Origin of the sequence: Spirosoma endophyticum (assembly GCF_900112365.1) — a bacterium.
In the GTDB taxonomy this organism is placed as follows: domain Bacteria; phylum Bacteroidota; class Bacteroidia; order Cytophagales; family Spirosomataceae; genus Spirosoma; species Spirosoma endophyticum.
Genome location: NZ_FOLQ01000021.1, coordinates 48,054 through 66,916, shown reverse-complemented (window position 1 = coordinate 66,916; position 18,863 = coordinate 48,054). Strand labels below are relative to the sequence as shown.

The 18,863-nt window shown below is 49.7% G+C and carries 19 protein-coding genes; 8 read left to right on the top strand and 11 right to left on the bottom strand.

Annotated features, from left to right (window positions below; translation table 11 throughout):
• Positions 1-869 precede the first annotated feature (869 nt).
• The 9 genes from BM202_RS29950 to BM202_RS37525 form a co-directional block, all read right to left on the bottom strand.
• Complete coding sequence (locus BM202_RS29950; RefSeq protein WP_093833173.1) at positions 870-1,223, bottom strand: hypothetical protein; 354 nt, start codon at positions 1,221-1,223, stop codon at positions 870-872.
• Positions 1,224-1,536: 313 nt separating this feature from the next.
• Entirely contained in the window at positions 1,537-2,016 is a 480-nt protein-coding gene (locus BM202_RS29945) for a response regulator (protein ID WP_093833171.1), read from the bottom strand.
• 168 nt (positions 2,017-2,184) lie between these two features.
• Positions 2,185-2,541 (bottom strand): hypothetical protein, encoded by a 357-nt coding sequence (locus BM202_RS29940; protein ID WP_093833169.1) that lies wholly within the window; start codon positions 2,539-2,541, stop codon positions 2,185-2,187.
• Positions 2,542-2,635: 94 nt separating this feature from the next.
• Entirely contained in the window at positions 2,636-3,010 is a 375-nt protein-coding gene (locus BM202_RS29935) for a hypothetical protein (RefSeq protein WP_093833167.1), read from the bottom strand.
• A 134-nt stretch (positions 3,011-3,144) separates the two neighbouring features.
• Complete coding sequence (locus tag BM202_RS38440; RefSeq protein ID WP_245776841.1) at positions 3,145-3,708, bottom strand: fatty acid desaturase family protein; 564 nt, start codon at positions 3,706-3,708, stop codon at positions 3,145-3,147.
• A 172-nt stretch (positions 3,709-3,880) separates the two neighbouring features.
• Positions 3,881-4,987: a response regulator gene (locus BM202_RS29925; RefSeq protein ID WP_093833164.1), complete on the bottom strand. Its 1,107-nt coding sequence runs from the start codon at positions 4,985-4,987 to the stop codon at positions 3,881-3,883.
• Positions 4,984-7,818 carry a PAS domain-containing sensor histidine kinase gene (locus BM202_RS29920; protein WP_093833162.1) on the bottom strand — a complete coding sequence of 945 codons (2,835 nt, stop codon included), beginning with the start codon at positions 7,816-7,818 and terminating at the stop codon, positions 4,984-4,986. The genes BM202_RS29925 and BM202_RS29920 overlap by 4 nt, the downstream gene beginning before the upstream one ends.
• Positions 7,819-7,928: 110 nt before the next feature.
• The gene (locus tag BM202_RS29915; protein ID WP_093833160.1) at positions 7,929-8,201 is read right to left on the bottom strand and encodes a response regulator; all 273 of its coding nucleotides are present in this window, start codon (positions 8,199-8,201) and stop codon (positions 7,929-7,931) included.
• A gap of 55 nt (positions 8,202-8,256) precedes the next feature.
• On the bottom strand, positions 8,257-8,442 hold the full coding sequence (locus tag BM202_RS37525; RefSeq protein WP_093833158.1) for a hypothetical protein: 186 nt from the start codon (positions 8,440-8,442) through the stop codon (positions 8,257-8,259).
• Between the two features lie 377 nt (positions 8,443-8,819).
• Between BM202_RS37525 and BM202_RS29905 the strand changes: the two genes are divergently transcribed.
• The 4 genes from BM202_RS29905 to BM202_RS37515 all read left to right on the top strand — a co-directional run bounded on the left by BM202_RS29905 (position 8,820) and on the right by BM202_RS37515 (position 12,810).
• A complete protein-coding gene (locus tag BM202_RS29905) occupies positions 8,820-9,008 on the top strand; it encodes a hypothetical protein (RefSeq protein WP_093833156.1) in 189 nt (62 codons plus the stop codon).
• A gap of 877 nt (positions 9,009-9,885) precedes the next feature.
• Positions 9,886-12,303 carry a hybrid sensor histidine kinase/response regulator gene (locus BM202_RS29900; RefSeq protein ID WP_093833154.1) on the top strand — a complete coding sequence of 806 codons (2,418 nt, stop codon included), beginning with the start codon at positions 9,886-9,888 and terminating at the stop codon, positions 12,301-12,303.
• 137 nt (positions 12,304-12,440) lie between these two features.
• Positions 12,441-12,650: a hypothetical protein gene (locus BM202_RS37520; protein WP_093833152.1), complete on the top strand. Its 210-nt coding sequence runs from the start codon at positions 12,441-12,443 to the stop codon at positions 12,648-12,650.
• Positions 12,651-12,657: 7 nt separating this feature from the next.
• Entirely contained in the window at positions 12,658-12,810 is a 153-nt protein-coding gene (locus BM202_RS37515) for a hypothetical protein (protein ID WP_177236735.1), read from the top strand.
• A gap of 513 nt (positions 12,811-13,323) precedes the next feature.
• Here BM202_RS37515 and BM202_RS29890 read toward each other — a convergent pair.
• On the bottom strand, positions 13,324-13,506 hold the full coding sequence (locus BM202_RS29890; protein ID WP_093833150.1) for a hypothetical protein: 183 nt from the start codon (positions 13,504-13,506) through the stop codon (positions 13,324-13,326).
• Between the two features lie 955 nt (positions 13,507-14,461).
• On the opposite strand from BM202_RS29890, the gene BM202_RS29885 reads away from it, so the two are divergent.
• The 3 genes from BM202_RS29885 to BM202_RS29875 all read left to right on the top strand — a co-directional run bounded on the left by BM202_RS29885 (position 14,462) and on the right by BM202_RS29875 (position 15,343).
• Positions 14,462-14,701 (top strand): hypothetical protein, encoded by a 240-nt coding sequence (locus tag BM202_RS29885; protein ID WP_218160624.1) that lies wholly within the window; start codon positions 14,462-14,464, stop codon positions 14,699-14,701.
• Positions 14,702-14,787: 86 nt separating this feature from the next.
• Positions 14,788-15,120 (top strand): hypothetical protein, encoded by a 333-nt coding sequence (locus tag BM202_RS29880; protein WP_093833146.1) that lies wholly within the window; start codon positions 14,788-14,790, stop codon positions 15,118-15,120.
• A gap of 1 nt (position 15,121) precedes the next feature.
• Positions 15,122-15,343 (top strand): hypothetical protein, encoded by a 222-nt coding sequence (locus BM202_RS29875; protein ID WP_093833144.1) that lies wholly within the window; start codon positions 15,122-15,124, stop codon positions 15,341-15,343.
• A 21-nt stretch (positions 15,344-15,364) separates the two neighbouring features.
• Here BM202_RS29875 and BM202_RS29870 read toward each other — a convergent pair whose 3' ends face one another.
• Positions 15,365-15,892: a hypothetical protein gene (locus BM202_RS29870; protein WP_177236734.1), complete on the bottom strand. Its 528-nt coding sequence runs from the start codon at positions 15,890-15,892 to the stop codon at positions 15,365-15,367.
• A 616-nt stretch (positions 15,893-16,508) separates the two neighbouring features.
• On the opposite strand from BM202_RS29870, the gene BM202_RS29865 reads away from it, so the two are divergent.
• Positions 16,509-18,203, top strand: coding sequence for a hybrid sensor histidine kinase/response regulator (locus tag BM202_RS29865; RefSeq protein WP_093833141.1), 1,695 nt, complete (start codon positions 16,509-16,511; stop codon positions 18,201-18,203).
• Positions 18,204-18,863: the final 660 nt, after the last annotated feature.

Sequence of the window (18,863 nt, the reverse complement as noted above, 5' to 3'; positions counted from 1 at the left end):
ATTTAATCCACGACTTCGCTTCTGCCCGGGCTGAATAGTGGAGTATTCTGTCTTCCTGGTGCCTAAATGGCCGGTACACCGTGGTCCGGCCTTCCGGAGCGGGAGCGTATAACGTTTCATCTACCCCTACAGAAAGATATATAACTATCTAGCTGTTAATGGAATAACGTGAAATAATTTCGCAAAAACGGTCGATTGAGTGAAAAGGAAAGACAGCGTGATAATTTCACATTTATAGCCTTCAAAAACGTTTCATCCGCGGTGGCGTACCACTTGCCGTTCGCGAAATCAAATCGCTTCGGCATACGTTTTGAGTAATTTAGGTTTGACAGACCCAAAAGCTATGATTTTATATGACTTAAATACAGGCATTTATAACTCTAAGTGAAAGTATTGTACGGCAGCGGCCGACCGTCACTTATACAGGATACCCCATCTTATAGACTTTTTTCCATTCCGAGGCAATCTCCGATCACTTTCCTATTTCTTTGGGTTTAATTAGATGTTTAATACTGGTCAGTTAGTTTGGTTAGCGCAGGGCCGGTAGTTCTATCAGTTCTTTGAGTCGGTTAGTGGTACCCAGACCCATTTATATAGTCATTTATTAAAGATTTAAGTAGGCTTTTTACCGTTCTTCTGCCGATCATCCCATTCAATCAGTGTAAGCAGCTATTTGTGCCTGTTCCGGCCGACACCACGTCTACCGTGACAACAATATAGCGCTGGGTAACCCCGATGGAGCCAGGGCGTCAGAGACAAGCGATTAGTTTCTGAGGATTCTTAACAATTAGCGATTTCCCCTGGCGTAAAGAATGCTCATATGACTGTCGACGCTAACTCGTCAACGTTCAGTTGAATAACTCGTTAAGTTAGTCAAAGAGGAGCCCGTCGTCAGCTTGATGGCGCTGTTGAGCAATCCACTGATCAAGCTCGATCAACTCTTTCTTTTGTCGGGTTGCGAATGATCGACGGCGCAACTGGTTACTTATCAGGAGTTCCGTTAGTTGAGTCTGATAGCGGGTGATGGCTATTGCCCATCCCAACGGGTTGATGAACAGACTAATGGAGGCCATTTCTTGTCGGTGGCGTTCCATTAGCCGTCGCTTTGCCTGGCTTTCAGCTGCCAGGGTGTCAGTAAGCTCCTGCTGTTGATTTTGAAGCAGGGCCAGACGGAGTAAAGTCCAACCTTGTTGAGTGGTTGAAGAGGTTGACTTCTTGCCCATTTACTACCAATGAAATGAATTTAGCTATGAATGCTGTATTAGATACGTAGTCAGGACTCTTTATGTAGCCCATGAGGGGAAATCCAGTGCGGGCAAGATTGACCAATCACCTTTAGTAGCCCACTTAGTTGCTCCACAAAGAGTAAAAATTAATAACTTTCTCGTTGTCGCCCTCCAGGGATACGACATAAAAAGCCCGATAAAAAAGCGCGTTTGTTCGCCGTAAATCGACAGTACGTCATAAGTAGGCGTATAGAATTGGTTCTACCCGCCACTCTAAAGGTGCCCGCTTTCGTCGACGCATGGCATACGCTTATTCGTGAGCGGGTGGCAGGTGAAAACGTAACGCGACCCATTCCCACCAGTACCGCCGAAACTGATAAAATGTCACTAGCCATTGATGCGAAGTACTTGGCTTAATGATATAGGAGGCAATATTGTACTGGTAGGCATCAACAATATCTAATGGGTCCTGAGAGTGACTCAATACGATAATTGGTATCACCTGAAAGATTAGGTGTGATTTAATAGACGTGACAAGAGACAGACCATCCTGTCGGCGGGGTAAATATAATTCGGACAAAATCAGGATGGGCAAGTTGCTTTCTTCCCGTAAACAGGTTTCCAAGTAGGTTATTGCCTGGGCAGGATTGGTGATCCAGACCGGTTTTACCTCGGGGAAGCACTGGTGCAGGGCCGAGCGGATAAGGAGCCAATGATCCGCGTTTGGCTCAACAAGTAAGACCGATACTGAATTTGTTCGCCGTCGATTTGGGACACGTAACGGTCTCATAAGGCAGCTATGGAGTAGGTAGGAAAAACGAAAGAAGTCATCAAGCAGGTGGAGTTAATGTAGAAGCAGGACTTAGGGAACTCGTTTGCTGTCCGGCCGCTAAGGGATACCATTCTGTAAATTATACTGGACGGCCACTCCCGCTCCCCGTCCTGATTAGCCCTGTTATTATTCATTGGGCGATCCAGTTTTAGGGGCAGTACAATCACAGGAGGTTGGCAACGACTGAATCCAACGCGTGTATTGCTCATAGCCAGCTCGTTTATACTGATTAAATAAAAGTTTAAATGAAAGTCCATTGATAGGCTGGGCCAACGAAACGTCCTCGTTAGTTACGCGTTCCCCCGTCTGGTCACCTTGCAGCCGTTTCCAGAGCTGCCAGTCCGGACCTGAGAGGTGTTGGTTCAAATAGGCTTCCAGAGACTCCTGATCATTCGTCAGGAAATCGAGTGCCGTTTGGCGGTAAATCTTAATGAGCCTGACAAAGCGGCCTAAAGCCTCAAACTCGTCGTAAAGTTGATCCATCTATCAGGTTGGCAAGGGAAAAGATCAAGAACAGTTTAACGGGGAAAGGTTTCAGGGCAAGCCTTCGGGTTACGTAGCGCCAGGAGCGTTTCTGTCAGGTTGTTGCTAACCCAAAAGCCTGGAACGGATAAAAGGAGACGTTGCCCCAAGTCCAGCGGTAATGCCGGAGTACATATTTCCTGACCAGCCATTGGTAATAGGCACGAGACTCGCCCCCCAATGCCAGCGTGTCAGTCCAGGGTGGTGCATGATAGTCTACCCTTGATTGTGGGGGCCGACTTGTACCTGACAGGCCGTTTTCCAGATAGATACAAGTCTGGGCTGCCATAGTGATCCCGCTTGGTTTCACCTCGGAGACGTAGTAAATCAACCCACAATACAGAATGAGCCAGGAGTCGACATTATATTCAACAGCCAGCATAAATTCCGGCTTTGAATTTTGGCGATTTGACGTAATGAGCTTGTTCATAGCTTTTTTGACTTGTCAAGTAATCACCTGGCTTATCAGTTATTGGGTTGAGCCTACGTTACCTGGCCTGAGGATGTCAGGCCTTACGTATCAGGACCTAATTTTTTAAAGTCGATCATAAGAAAACAGCGCGATCAAATGTCCTCATCGTGACCAGGAATGTTGGTGTAGGTATGATGAATCACAGTATGGGTAGTTCGCCAAACGTACGGACTGACACCCAGCAGAAAAAAACATGTACTCAGTAATTGGTTAACCCAGCCACGTGCTGAAAATGCGCCGTGAATGGCATCGTGGGAGACATTGAATCCCACAAAGCCAGCCCATAATCCCAGCAGGACGGCTAAACCAAATAGGCTCTGGACACCAAACAGGTTAGCGATGATTAAGCCGAACAGGATGCGGTAAGTGAAAAGAAAAAACTGGGATTTCTGCCACATGATCGAATTCGTGTGGGGCAATAGACCGTGTTGGGTAAAGTAAGCATCCACTCGCTGCCGAGCTGTGGAAAAGAATAAAGACGGACGAACGAGGCTAATTTTTAAGGATGTTGTTCGTTGCGGAGGTGAATTGGCCATAGAGACAAAAGTCGCCGGTTTCACGGAGGAGGCCAATGAGCGAAACCGGGCCAGGCACGATACTTGCCGGTCGACTTCATGATGCCTGTCACCTGCTGAAATGACAATGGATTTCCCCATCAGTCAGCCTAAGCAAGCTAACTGGTTTTATTCGACAGATACCAGACCGCTCTGCCGAATGAAGATCGGTTTGCATCAAAAAGGTTGGCCAGGTACTGTTGATCCTGTCAACTCTCAACAAACAGATGTGAAACCGACTGGCTTCAGAACCGGCTCCTGACCAGGACTTACATCAACGCTTTAAACCAGCTAGTTTGTTGATATCGAGCAGGGTAATCTGGCTGCCGTTGATTTCAATTAGGCCTTCGGCTCGTAAGTCACCCAGAATACGAATGACCGTTTCGGTGGAAGCGCCTACTAAATCCGACCAGTTCTCGCGGGACAGGCTCAGCGGTACGGAATGGTTATAAGGTTGATCGTCAGGTAGGCGCCCTTCCGACCGATGCGCATCAGATCGGGAATAAAACGTTCGCTCCACCAGCAGCAGCGCTTCGGCCACCCGCTTACGGACCGATTGATAAGCGCCTTTTAGTAGTCTCTCCTGTAAATTGGCTACCTCACTGGCCAACATCCGGTTAAATTGGTTCGCCACGGCTGGCTGGTGATCCAGCAGGGCTTTAATATCGGCTACTGGAATGGTACAGACCAGGGAATCATCCAGCAATTCAGCCCTGTCTGTGTAGGGCGCTTCGCTGAGCAGTGCCTGATAGCCCACCAAGTCGCCGTGACCGAGTAGTCGGGTAATAAATTCATTGCCCCCCGTATCGGCTTTGACTAGTTTCACTTTTCCCCAACTGATGAAATATAAGGCCGTTGGCCAACTGCCGGCTGTATACAGTTGGTGTTTGCGATTATACTGCGTGGTTGGATATTGATCACACAAGGAATGTCGGGCATTATTCTCCGATAAAATGGCCTGCCGGAGCGCCGTCAGCCGATCCGAATCAGCAACGAAATTGGTCGGTCGGTCGAGTCCTTTTTTAAGCCGGAGCTCCACAGCACCCAGCAGGGTTACATCATCGAAAGGCTTGGTCAGGTAGTCGTCCGCGCCCAGGTTCATGCCGGCCCTAAAATCAACTGTTTCAGCCATAGCGGTCAGAAAAATAAAGGGGACCGTGGCTAAGTCGGGATCTTTACGAAGAATGTGGAGTACTCCGTAACCATCCAGGTCGGGCATGCGGATGTCGCACAGGATCAGGTCGGGTCGGGTCTTGCGGGCTCGTTCAATGCCCTCTTTGCCGTTGGCCGCCAGCACCACCTCATAGGGAGCTAACTGGAGAATTTCGGCAATGTTGGTCCGCATGGTCGGCGTATCTTCGATAACCAGAATGGTTTTCACGGGAAAGGGGGGACTAGGGGAAGTTGAATGGTGAAGACCGTGCCCGCATCAAGCTGGCTGGTAAAATGTATCGCCCCGCCCAATAAATCAACGTAGCGTTTGACTACATATAATCCCAGGCCCGTCCCTTCGACATGGTCGACGTTGCGGCCCCGAAAAAACGAGCTAAACAGTTGGTCCTGATCCGTCTCGGGAATGCCAATTCCATCGTCTTTGACCACCAGCCAAAGCTTATCGTCCGCCACGCTCGTAGTGAGTTCGATTGGCTGGCCATCGGCCGAGTATTTACTGGCGTTACTGAGTAGATTGATCAGAATGTGTTTGAGCATGGGACCGTCGAGAAACATGGTCGGATCACCCGACCGGTGGGTGTAGACGATGGACTGAAGGGGTTTGATCTGGGCCTGCATGTACTGAATAACCTCCTGGCAAAACGTGACGATGTGTAACGGATGGGGCAAGGCGCGCAGGCTGGACTGCTCCATCTGACTGATGGAAAGAAAATCGGTCAATAACCCCGTCAGGCTTTGCACCGCCAGTTTAATGTGTTGCACGTGCCGCGCCCGCTTTTCGCTGTCATTCGGCCCGTCGTACCGTCCGATCAGGGAGGCCGAGGAGAGAATGGTTCCCATGGGCGTACGGAACTCGTGGGAAGCCAGGGTGATAAAGTTGGACTTGAGTTCGTTGAGCTGCCGCTCCCGGATGAGTAACTGATCGGTTTGCTGGCGAGCCATCACCCGCTCCGTCACATCGGTACACACCATCATAATGCGGTCGATACCTTCTTCCGATTGGTGTAAGGGTTCGAATACATAATCAAAATAGATGGTATCCGGCTGACCGTTGCGGAGTAGTTGTGTGGGTATTTCCTGGCCCTCATAAGGCAGGCCTGTTCGGCTGACGGCCTCCAGTCTGGCCTTAAATTCCTGCCCGGCTAATTCGGGGACGGCCTCGAAAAGAGGTTGTTGATTCAACTGCTCCAGCGAGCGGCCCCATAATTGTTTGAGCGCGGGATTGGTCAGTTCGATCATGTAGTCCTTTCCCCGGTAGATACCAATGCCCAGGGGTGTCTGCTGGATAATGGTCTTCAGGAGCCGCTCATTGACTTCAACCCGCTGCCGCGTTTTAACGGCCAGGGTAATATCGGTGGCAATAACGACTACGCCCGTAATTCGACCGTCGGGTTCCCGCCGGGGTTGGTAAACAAAATCAGCGTACATGACATTTCGTTGTCCTTCGCGAATAAAATCGATCGTAGACTCCCGACTGACATACGGAATACCCGTCTCAATAACCCCCGCCAGCAACGTGTCAAAGCCCAGCCCGACCACTTCAGGTATCGCCTCCAGCATCGGCTTGCCAACGAGCTGGTCCACCGTTCGTCCGGCGATGTCGCAGTAGACGGGGTTAGCCAGCTCAAAGACAAAGGCGGGTCCTTCGCCGACGATGGCTACGGCCACAGGGGCCTGTTCAAATAGGGTTTCTAACCGTTTCGCGTTTTCAGCCATGAGGTGCCGTTCTTCCCGGGCTTTGGTCACCTCCGTGGCCACAACCATAATACGGTCAACGTGCCCCTCCGGGCTGAGAAGAGGTTCATAAATAAAATCAAAGTAGACCGTCTCCAGGTGTCCATTGCGGTAAAGCCGGGCGGGTTGATCGGACCCTTTGACGGCTACAGCGGTCGTTCGTACGTTGTCCAGCATGGCTTCGAAGCCCTGCCCTTTCGATTCCGGAGACGCCTCAAATAGGGGCTTGCTCAACAACTCATCCGGGGTATGATTCCAGAGTTGGCACAGCACCGGGTTGGCGCGCTCAATGATATACTCGGGGCCATACCAAATACCCACGCCCAGGGGCGTTTGCCGGATCATGGCGTCGAGTACCCGCTCGTTGGCTTCGACCTGCTGACGGGACCGCACTGTCGTGGTGATGTCGGTGAGAATCACCACGACACCCGTAATAATATCTACCCCATTCGATGGATCGATTGTCCGGCGCGGCTGATAGATCTTGTCGACGTAGATCGTTTCCCGCTGCCCGTCACGCAGTAACACCACGGGTAGCGCCCGATTGACGCAAGGCACCCCAGTCGTCAACACCTGCATCACTACCTCCCGGACGCCTTGCTCGACTAATTCTGGCATGGCATCCAACAGTGGCTGACCAAGTAGACTATCGACCGATCGGCCCACCAGGTTGCCGTAAAAGGGATTGGCCATTTCCAGGATAAAGTCCGGGCCTGGGCCAATAATGGCGACCCCGACAGAGGCCTGATCAAAAAGTGTGGCTAAATTTCGTTCGTTTTCCTGACCGGCCCAAATCAATTCCCGTTTTTGCTGCTCGGCCAGATGGGTGTCGGTGGTTTCGGTTACCAGGCAAAAGACGCCCCCAACACCGCCAGTTTCGTCGTAAATCGGGCTGTGGGAAAAACTAAAATAGCCCGCTTCTAGGAAACCATGCCGATTGATCAGCAGCAGTTGATTGTCCGCCCCGTTGGCCTGCCCCCTGGTACATACGTCCAGTAGCTTGGGACCCAGGGTATGCCACAATTCTGGCCAGACAGCCTGGGCTTTACGGCCGAGCGACTGGGGATGTTTGTTGCCCAGGATGAGTCGATAGGCGTCGTTATAAAGCATCAACAAGTCCGCTCCCCAGCAAATCAGGATAGGGGCAGGCGCGTTCAGGCATATACCCAGGGCTGACCGCAGGCTTTGGGGCCACTGGCCAGGTGGGCCAAGGCTGGTTGATGACCAGTCGTTGGCGCTAATGCGTTCACCCATCTCTCCGCCCCCGACCAGGAAGGGTAGTGTAGTAGCTTTATGTGCTCCCATAGTCCTTCTTTTTTATCAGCATGCATGGGTAGGCCACTGCGTAAGTTACCCGGTTTCTTAGTGCTGTTAACTCGGTTGCCCTACGTAAATATACAAAAAACACCACGCCATCACCCCTGCCTGACTGAGCAGGGCAATGAGCCATTGAGTGGCAAATCGGTAGGCAGGCCGGCAAAATAACAACTGATCGATTTGACACTCTGATCCAGATCGGAATAGTAAGCTGGTTTTGCCAGATACCGGCTGGCACCGGTTCGGTATGTAGTAGCCACTTGTGGGGGTTCGGCGTCAGTGGAGAAATTGACGGCCGGGATGTGTTGACATAAAGGATTTGCCGTCAAGGCTGTCAGGGTCTCTAAATTGTTTAATTTGGGTATATTCATATCCAACGGTCCCGCACCGGCGGACCGGCCGTTGCGGTATAATCACCTGGATCGGTCAGGGGGACGGGGTCATACTCCCTACCCCCGGCAAGGTCAACAGTTCGGCTCCGTCCCGGGCTTCGACAATGGGTACGGACGGATAGCCATGCTGGAGAGACTGGCGCATAAAATACCGATCATCGGACGGTCCGTCGTTGCGGTCGTCATCAGCCCTATAAATCACAGTGTTCACGTAGCTCATCAGGTATGTTCGAAGTAAAGAAATAAATGGATCAGACAAAGATGAGTAGGGACAAATAAATTACTTATGACAATGGATAGCTAGGGACATGACCATTTACAACCTAATGACTAACCCTATGATATCGTGTCGGTAGATTATGACTATTGGTCATGTGGCTTGCTGATACCTGTCATAACTGGTTAACTCTCAGTTTTGTAATTTTGCTTGGGTGGATAGAGTGTTGATTAATTCAATAAAAAGGGTTGTCAACCTGTTCGAGCGCTAGTACGATAAAGCCGCCGCAAGCAGGCGTTCAAGCGATACTTAATTGATGTAAGTCAACTCAATAGCCTGATACTATATAATCTAACGACAACGGGTTTAACCTAGAGGCTATGCAAAACGCACACGCGTTATTTAAGCGAGTATATCAGGAAAGTGCAAGTATCGAGATTTGTATAGCTGAACTAAAGCGATATGGCTACTCGTACCTGGAAACGATACGGGTACTCATGGACGTAGCGGCCATTGATCTTGTCAGAGCCGATTACCTGGTGATGAACTCAGTGGCCTGGTATAATTGAGTTTGACTCAATCTTAGGTAAGTTTGTCCTCAATGCAGATACATTGTGTTCGATAGAGACACTCATGCTCGCTTTTATAACACTGACCAGGGTATAATGAGCCAGTGAATTTTGGATAGAGATTTCCGTAAAGCTCGGCTCGCTCCTGAGCCTGACAATTCCTCAAGTTTTTCTGTTTATGCGAACGGCCCACGGCTACAAGTAGTTGAAAGTGAGCCCGTAGCAAAGCTACTTCGTTAACAAGGCCCGCTGATTAGACTACAACTCGTTATATTCTTAGCGGATTACCCTATAGCGATTTATGACTAGCTTGACTACCCCACCCCTTGTCCGGGAAATCGTACCGGGGCTCCTATGAGTGACGGCAACTGAAACAGCGGTATTCATGGTCGGACAAAAATAGGTTTCAGCCTACTGGTAAGCAGCCCTTCTGCATACGCTAACATCAATAGGAAGGTCAGTAGGTGCCCATTGCTGACACGTTGCCGGTGGGGCGTTGCCAGGTTTTTATGAACGTCCTGGACAGCATATCTTCAGACGCCAACATGGGTAGATTAGCCAATAAAACTAGCCCTCACCGTTTAGGAGCCTACTGATCATAAAATGCCATAAAGTCCTGAAGGTCGCTGAAGACCGGGTTTTGCGATGTCCACTAGCATCAACGTGGAAAGGCGATAAAGGTCGCTGGAACGGGATGTTTAAACTAGGTTAGTTCGTTTAATGGAATCTGACAGACATCAACACCCGAACTACCCTCTATCAGTTTCAACCCCGCTTAACGTCAAACAGTCAACGTTTTCTACTGGGCAGCATTGGATGTCTTATAACTAATTTTAGTTGAACGAGTTCTCTATTGAGATACTTCGTGTTATTCCGTATGACTAAGTCAAATCCGCTATCCGATCAATTTGACCCAATTTATCGAATGGCTTTTGAGAGCATGAACCAGGGCTTTTGCCTGCTGGAAAAAGTAAATACACCAACCGACACACCCCCTGACTTTCGCTATTTGCTGACCAATCAGGCTTTTAGCCAGCATGCAGGGCTGGACCATGTGGTGGGTAAAACACTTCGGCAAGTTGTTCCACAGGTGGAAGAGCCTATTCTGGTCCACTACGAGGAGGTTGCTGAGCGAGGAGTCGCTGTTCATTTTGAAACCTACGTCTCCACACTCGACCGATGGATTGACACCCATGCCTTTCGGATTGAAGCACGTCACCCTACTCAGATCGCGGTCCTGTTTACCGATATCACTGCGCGTAAACAGACCGAAGAAGCGCTGCGCCAGGATGAACAGCGGCAGGCCTTTCTGCTTCAGTTGAGTGATGAGCTGCGGCCCCTAGCGGACCCCGTGGCCATCCAGGCTGCGGGGTCCCAGATGACCATGACCTATTTTGGAGCAGACCGGAGCTACTATTGCGAAATAGATGGTGATGAGGTACACATCCGGCAGGATGCCTACCGGCCTGACTTGCTTTCCGTGGCCACTCGTTATTCGCTGTGCGGTATGCCTCTCTTTAAAGCTTTCTGCCAGGCGGGTCGTCCTCTGGAGGTGGTCGACACCTATACCACGGAGCTGCTGGATGAGGAGCTCCGGCAACTCTGTATTCAGCTGAACATTCTGGCCTGTATCATTGTGCCGGTGATCAAGCAAGGCCAGTTGGTAGGTAATTTTTGTATTTCCCAAAGCTCACCCAGAGTCTGGACGAGACTAGAAGTAGACCTTGCCCAGGCAATAGCCGAACGCACCTGGGCCGCGGTTAAACAGGCGCGGGCCGAAACGGCTCTGCGCGAGTCAGAAACCCATTTTCGGCTGACCATCGAAGCCGCCCAGGTGGCGACCTGGGACTGGAACCTGGTGACCAATGAGGTGGTCTGGAACGAGGAGCATTTCCGGCTATTTGGTATGGAACCCCGGCCCAACCCCATTCATCCAGATCTGTTTATGGACCATGTGCACCCCGACGAGCGCGATCGGGTTAGCCAGCTGCTGCAAGCGGCCATTGCCAGCCGGGGTGTGTTCGATACCGAATTCTGCGCCCGGCTTGACGACGGGTCTGAGCGGTGGATGAGTGGCTACGGGCGGGTGGTAGACGAGGGCGAGGGTCGGGCTACCCGCATGAGCGGGGTGATGTTCGATGTGAACAAGCGCAAACGGGCCGAAGATGCGCTGCGACAAGCTGACCGTCGGAAAGACGAGTTTCTGGCGCTGTTGGCCCACGAGCTGCGCAACCCATTGGCTACCCTTAGCAACACGTTACAGCTACTGGAGTTAACAGGCGGCCAGCAGCCGAAGCTGACCTTACCCATGGCCCTCACGCTGATGAAGCGTGAGGTGACTCATTTAGTACGCTTAGTGGACGACCTCTTAGACGTGAGCCGTATTAGCCAGGGCAAGGTATCGCTATCCATTGAGCGGCTGGATCTGGTACGGCTGGTCGATGAAGCCGTTGAAGCGGCCCGCATGCAGTTTATCATGGCCAACCAGAACCTGAATGTATCGCTGCCTAGTGGACCGATCTACTTGGCCGGGGATGCCGCCCGGCTTCGACAGGTGGTCATCAACCTGCTTCATAATGCCTTCAAGTTTACCCCCGCAGGTGGCCAGGTCTGGCTGAATTTGGATCTAGTGGCAGATGAAGCAGTATTACGGGTACGGGACACGGGGATCGGCATTCCCTCGCATGAGCTGGGGCGCATCTTTGACATGTTCGCTCAGGTGGATACTTCTTTGGGACGTTCGCAGGGAGGGTTAGGGCTGGGTCTAACCCTAGTGCATGAGTTAGTGAGTTTGCACGGGGGATGGGTCAAGGCCCACAGTGCTGGACTGAATCAGGGTAGTGAATTTGTGGTTGGCTTACGGCTTCTGGAAGAACCTAAACCCGTCATCCATTCGGCCGGTATCTATGATTTGTCGCCACTTGGGGGGCACCGATTGATGGTCATCGATGATAATAAGGCAGCCGCTGAAACCCTGTCGCTGCTGCTGGAACTGGAAGGCTATACGGTCACTACCGTGTTTAGTGGTCAGGAAGGGATACTAGTTGCCGAATCGTTTCGTCCAACGGTAACTCTGTGCGATATCAGTATGCTAGGGCTGGATGGCTACGAAACGTGTCGCCTGATTCGACAGCAGCCCTGGGGTCAGTCGATGATACTGATTGCGCTAACAGGGTATGGTCAGGTTGACGACAAACGACGAACCAAAGAAGCGGGCTTCGACCATCACTTGGTCAAACCAGTGGATATAAGGGATTTAAGTAGCTTGCTGGACGGTCTACCTGTTGCTGGCTAATCAAGATTGAGCACTTAACGCTTTGTTTCTATACACTCATTTCATGTGTAAGCAAAGTGGGGTCGTCGAGTGGGCAAGAGCATTTCAGCCCTTGCCGTTTACGGAATCGTACTTGAAAGTCTCCCGTCATACAGCTCTTGTTACCCCAATCAGCCCTTTATACTGAATTAATTAAAACCACCGTTCAGGAGAAGGATTCGTTGAACGATGTAGTCAGTAGCACCCTGGATACGAAGTTAATCCGGCTGGTTAATCAACTGGCTTTTATTGAGGTGGGCGATCATCAGGCTACTTCAGCCGTAATATTAGGGGGCTTTATCTTTCCTAACCATACAAGCCCAGAATGACCGCCCTATGATTGGCCTGGATCTACGTAGTGATAAAGGCTGGAAACGTATCGAAGAAGTCGTTAAAGGCTTTTATAAGGTCATGGCGCAAGTAGTCATCGGTTCGTCGACAAGTCGGACTGCGATTAAGCCTGCCAGCGTAGCCGTGAGCACTTGGTAAATCAGGAAAATAGTAAGCGTACTTGAGCTACAAAGCTGTGAAAACGACTCAAATGGGGAATAAAGCAAACCAGATACAGTATCGCACTCAGCTCGATTCTATATCTGGTTAAGTAAATGAAGCGCCAAGAGACCTGAAACTTCCTTCAGCATTCTGGAAGTGGCTACAGCATTTTTTCCACCGACCGTCATCGTACATATTCCCGGAACCTAAGCCCAAAGCTCGGTGCCCATGTCAAGGTTGCCTGGCATCAAGGAAGGTCTCTCGGTACGATGGGGCCATTATTTTAAGGGCCATAAAACGCTTATACATTCGATATAAGGCAATATCCTAAATTAAATCACTAAGATTATCATGGATTGCCGCGCCTGAATGAATTTTTGGGCGTATAGTGACCGCCAACTACTGGTTGCTGAGATAGCCGATTGAAATGGTAATGAAGTGGTTTTTGCCGAAGTAGGTACCCAGTACGAAAGCAATCGTTTAGTCGTCACTCATAGGTCTGATTGCTGATCAGGGGATTGTTCGAACCTGGGCGAAGTAAGGGGCGTAGTACTGGCCCTGGTCATTTCTGACCCTTATCCGCTTGCCATCGGTGTGGCCAATCACGGTTGCTTGATAGCGTCCCCGGTAAAAGCTTCCTTTCGGAATTTGGATTACTTTAACCTGGTCGCCAGGATTAATGTCGGTGTTCATCGTTTATCCCCTAATTTTTCTATAAACCTTCAACGCTGACGCTGAGTTATTTCCCAAAATTATGTAGTTGCCCCTTGTCAGGAGGGGCAATACTATTTGAAACTAATAGTTTGGAATCAAACAAGGAAGCCCGCCAATCACGACGGGTTCTTTGTTTATTGACACGCCTACAGGCGATATGGGCGGCTTATTGATTTTTACTTGTTAGGCCTTATAATTTGGCAGATTGTGGGCCTAAGGAGCTAGCAGACACACCTTCACAGGAGAGAACCTATTCAGTTGTCGCCAAGATCCTTACCGTTTGCTTAGGCTGGATGCTTGAGCCTTTTCAATTCCGCTTGGGGAGTGAGGCCAGAATCTGGGTCCAGGCTTTTTTCTTGAGGTGCAGCTCTTTATCTCTTGGGACAAAGGTGGTACTGCGGACATTGTCCGTTTGAGAATTTCGGTGTACGTTGAATCGCTCATGGTTAAAAGTCGTTGCCGACGTGTACAATTAGTGACCAAGAAAACATAAGCTCCACACGGGAGACAGGTGGGGCGGGCAGGGCAAGTCTAGTTCTAATCAGGTATGGAATTGTATCGGTCTCGCTCCTTGTCTAATTTAACAACCGTCATAGTGACCACTGATGCCTATCATAGATAGCCTCACGGGATACCATTAGTTTTGATTTCCTGAACGCCTATTTACCTCCACACGAATTAATTCTTTGGTATCCTTCTCAAGTAATTTCTTAACAAAGGAGGAATTGAATTGAGGCCTTTAGTGGCTACTTGGGATTCCCTACGATTTCTAGGGGTGTTGCTTTAGAAAGCCTCATCTGTTTTACACTAGTCCCTTTGCCAACAATATTCGATGATGAAACTTATGTTTTTTTTAGTCGGTATCAGCCTAGCACTGCCTCAGCCGCCCGCACAAGGCCAGCCAACGGTTATAGTTGCAACGGACAGTATCCGAATGTCCCCTTTACCATCCCAACAATACGATTTTTATTACTCAGCTCACCAGGCGAATGTGTTTGCCAAGATCAGCCTAACCAGCTATGTCCTGGAAGACAGATTAAAGAGGAACCGCTTTCGGGATAAAACGTATACCGTATTCGTAGCCAAGGGCCTAGCCGTGCGGGACGGCTTTGATGACTACGTATTGATTGGCTCAGGATCAATCGAAGAAATAAAACCAGATGGGTACTGGTAACAACTCGTCTATGCCAAGATAGGTAATTATCACGATCCACTTTTGCTACAAGGCTTTGATCAACCATCCATTAATCGTTCTCGTTTATGAAACTTAGTCTTACACCCGTTGATGTTCCGTTTAAGGTCGGCGACACTGTCTGGGTGGATCAACCGTTTGGCGCCACGCATGAATTTCCGTATTTTCAGGGCGTTATCATGCAGATTATTTTAGATGGTAGCCTGGCCAATACGCTGGTGACCCGACAGCCTGAAGAAAAGCATGCCTTATCGATCACGAATGCGATTTACGGCTTAAAGCCCATTGGCGACCACGCTGGCTCGCCCAGAGTCAATGTTAACGTGCAGCTCATTCCGCTACAGATCAGTTTATTTGAGACGAAAGACCAGTTAATGGAACATCAAAATCAGTTTGATTAGCATGGGCACTGATATCAAACAACTCGTTCGCGGAATTGATCAATCTACTTTATCGCTGGATGAACAGGTAGGCTTTAAAGAGTGGCTAACGGAGCGGCCTCATATGCAAATTAGCATTGAGAGTGCCCTGCGAAAACGCCAATCGGTCAAGGCACTCCTGGGACTCACAACCCGGGGCAGAGGTAAGGGAATCTTCGACTACTCCGTCCGAATTAGCCCCTAGTCCTTATTGGCGACTACTCCGTCAAATTGGTTGACGAGCTTGTTTCAGTCGGGTAAGCTTTTCCAACCATTCATCTCGGCCCACCTGGGCCTGGTCAACATAGCGGCGCTGACGGGTAAGAATGGTTTGATAATGGCTCAGTAGGTGCACTCGTTGAGCACTCGCGCTGAGTCGCTGCTGGGTTTTTAACAAGAGATTCTCCAGTTTAGTAATCGTGCAATCGTAACTCGCCATGACCACTTCGTACTGATCAATGCGTTGCAACACCATCTCCAGCAGAAACCGATCAATTGTGGCCAGAATCACTACTCTGGGCTGGCTTAACAGGGCTTCCCATTGCGTTTGCAAAGCCCGAATAGGCCGCAATAAATCTTGGCCGTCGAAAGCCTGATGGGATAGATTGGTCCGGTGGCCATCTTCAACGATATACGTTTCCAGAAGGAGATTACCAGCAGCAGCAATCAAGTTTAACGTGTCAAGAACCGTCTCTAGCTGATAAAGTTGACACTCAAAAGTCCTAATCTGCTTCTGATTGTCAATAGATTTCATATAAAGTGTGAGCATCGTTTTGTGGTACATACTAATTACACGGCCTGCTTAGACCTATTCATTAACTCAGGCGGGAGTCGTCTTAAACCCATTAATGTTGTAAACCTATACGGGGTGTTTGGATTTTTTGTTTAGACAAATTAAGGAAAATGTTAAACAAAGATTTGCCCATTATTTCTGGCGTGTTAACTGAAAAGCCTTAATAGGATTACTCAGCCGAATGTAGAGGGCTAAATGTAATACGTAGCTTACGTAACCCGGAGAAATCCGTTTAGAAAGAAGAAAAATGCTTGGTAGTGGCTCAGCTGTGTTGATTAGCAAACGTAACCATTGAATAGATAAGCCATAAAATATTGATTGCGGCATACTTATGCTTTAAAGCCATCCACACGTTGGTCTGGGATTAACGATTATCAACACAGTTCAGCCACTACCGAGATATTGATAAAGAGGCCTGACCGTTAGATAGTCCCGGAAGCGTCCCGAGTTCAGCCGCTGCAACGCAATAATCCTGGTTATTCAATAATCCTAGTTAATCTAAACGATCATAAGGAAAAACAAACGTAATTAATCTGACAAACCGATACCTTTATAAACGAACAAGCCCCCGCCCCTGATGCAGGCAGACCTTCCATTGACCGTCCAGATTGAACGGGTCAAACACATACCCATCTTACCCACCCTGCTAGCGGTCATCTGCCAAACCACCGGTATGGGCTTTGCTGTCGTGGCCCGCGTTACGTCTGACCGCTGGATCGCCTGCCAGGTGCGGGATGAGATCCAATTTGGGCTGGAAGCCGGGGGAGAACTCCCGATTGAAACCACCATTTGTCAACAGATTCAGGATACTCACCACCCCGTTCTCATCGAACACGTCCAGAAAAGCCAGGTCTATTGCCAGCATCCGACGCCGGCCCTGTATGGCTTTCAGAGTTATATTTCCTTCCCCATCTTTCTGCCATCGGGCGAGTTCTTCGGCACTCTCTGTGCCATTGATCCCCAGCCAACTCAGCTGGATACCGTTAAGATTAAAGGCCTTTTTACGGCCTTCACCGAGTTGATTGCCTTTCACATTCAGCAACTTGACACCCTGGAGCAAGCCCGGGCGATGCTCACTCAACAGGTAAAGGCCCACCAACTGATGGAGCAGGCCGCCCAAGTTATGCAACAGGCAGATCAGCGGAAGGATGAGTTCCTGGCCATGCTGGCCCATGAACTCCGCAACCCCCTGGCTACGGTCCGGAGTGGGCTAGCCATTCTGGCGGTAAGCCAAGAACCGGGCCCGATGACGGAAAAAGCCGTTGGAATGATGAATCGGCAGGTGAACCATTTAGTGCACATGGTGGATGATCTGCTGGATGTGAGCCGCATCAGCCGGGGAAAAATCGAGCTCAAAACCGAGCGGGTGAATCTGGTGGTCCTGGTGCAACAAGCCATCGAATCCGTGCGGTCACTGTTTCAGCAGGGGCGGCGCTTACACGTGGAGCTACCCACGGGGCCGATTTACCTGGCGGGTGATGCCACCCGATTAGCGCAGGTGGTGACTAACTTACTGACCAACGGGGCTCGCTATACCGACGAGCAGGGATCGGTTTGGCTACGCCTTCACCACCAGGATGGGGAAGCCATCCTGGTGGTACGGGACAACGGCATTGGCTTACCAGCTGATCAATTTTCGTCCATTTTTGAGTTGTTTACGCAGGTGGATAACTCCCTGGCTCGTTCCAAAGGGGGCCTGGGTCTGGGACTAACGCTGGTCAAGCGGTTGGTGGAGCTGCATGGGGGACGGGTGGCTGCCCAAAGTGCAGGGCTAGACCAGGGCAGTACCTTCACGGTTCACCTACCTACGGTAGCTGTCGTCACCGGGGGCACCAGGAAACCAATAGCCGAGACACCCGGTAAAGCGGGGGTCTTACGCATTTTAGTGATTGATGACAATGCCGATGCGGCTATGACCCTGGGCATGCTCTTAAAGCTGAAAGGCTATGAAGTTCATACCCGAACCAGTGGGCGAGCGGGTATCGAAGCGGCCGAACAAGGTCAACCAGAGGCCATTCTGTTGGATATTGGGATGCCTGAGTTGGATGGCTACGAAACCTGTCGGCAGATCCGCCAGCAACCCTGGGGGCAGCATATAGTAGTGATTGCGTTAACGGGTTATGGTCAGGAAGAAGACCAGCAGCGTACACAGGCGGCTGGATTCGATGGGCATCTGGTCAAGCCCGTGGATTTAACGGTTCTCCTCAACCTGATGGCTAAACTGCTACATCTGAAGCAGGCCAATTCAGAATCGGATGAAGTAACCGACTAACAAGGCTCAATCGGTACAATTGTCGGTTTGCCTGATACGAGAAGCCATACTACTTGTCTGATACCCCAATTATTTGGTTTCTTGGAATTGTACTTTACGGGTATAAAGGCTTTCGGAAATCTAATTATTTTTATATTTAGGCTTTATACTTTTTTTAGTATTCGTTGAGAAAAGATAACTTTTTCTTGAACCCTTTTAGGCGTTAAAAAAAAGAGTCAGAACTTTACTCTGCTTAACAAGTAGCGTCCAGTTGGCCAAGGTTTTACGTGAACGATTTTCCAAATACCCTTATAATGCGTACAATAAGCTGAATAGTAGTTATTTAAGAAGTTCATTTAACATTATTTTTTGGCCTTTAAATGTATGAATTTATAGGGTTATGACGGTTACTTTTTAAAAACCTTTTGCCCTGACAGCTCCACGGCTAACTTTTTAAATTCATCCGGGGCCGCCCGTGCGGCCGCACTGTCTCCTTGATTTCACGGTCTACTAAGATAGATTGTCCTTAATCTAATGTCCAGTAAAATGTAGCAGCCCCACTTACTAGCATAGTCCTTTTTCTGGACACTGGATTCTGTCTGTACAACATACACACATTGTACGCTTTTCGTATGTAAGCTAGTGTACAATGATTGTTGTACAGTGAGGTTTTGCAATAGC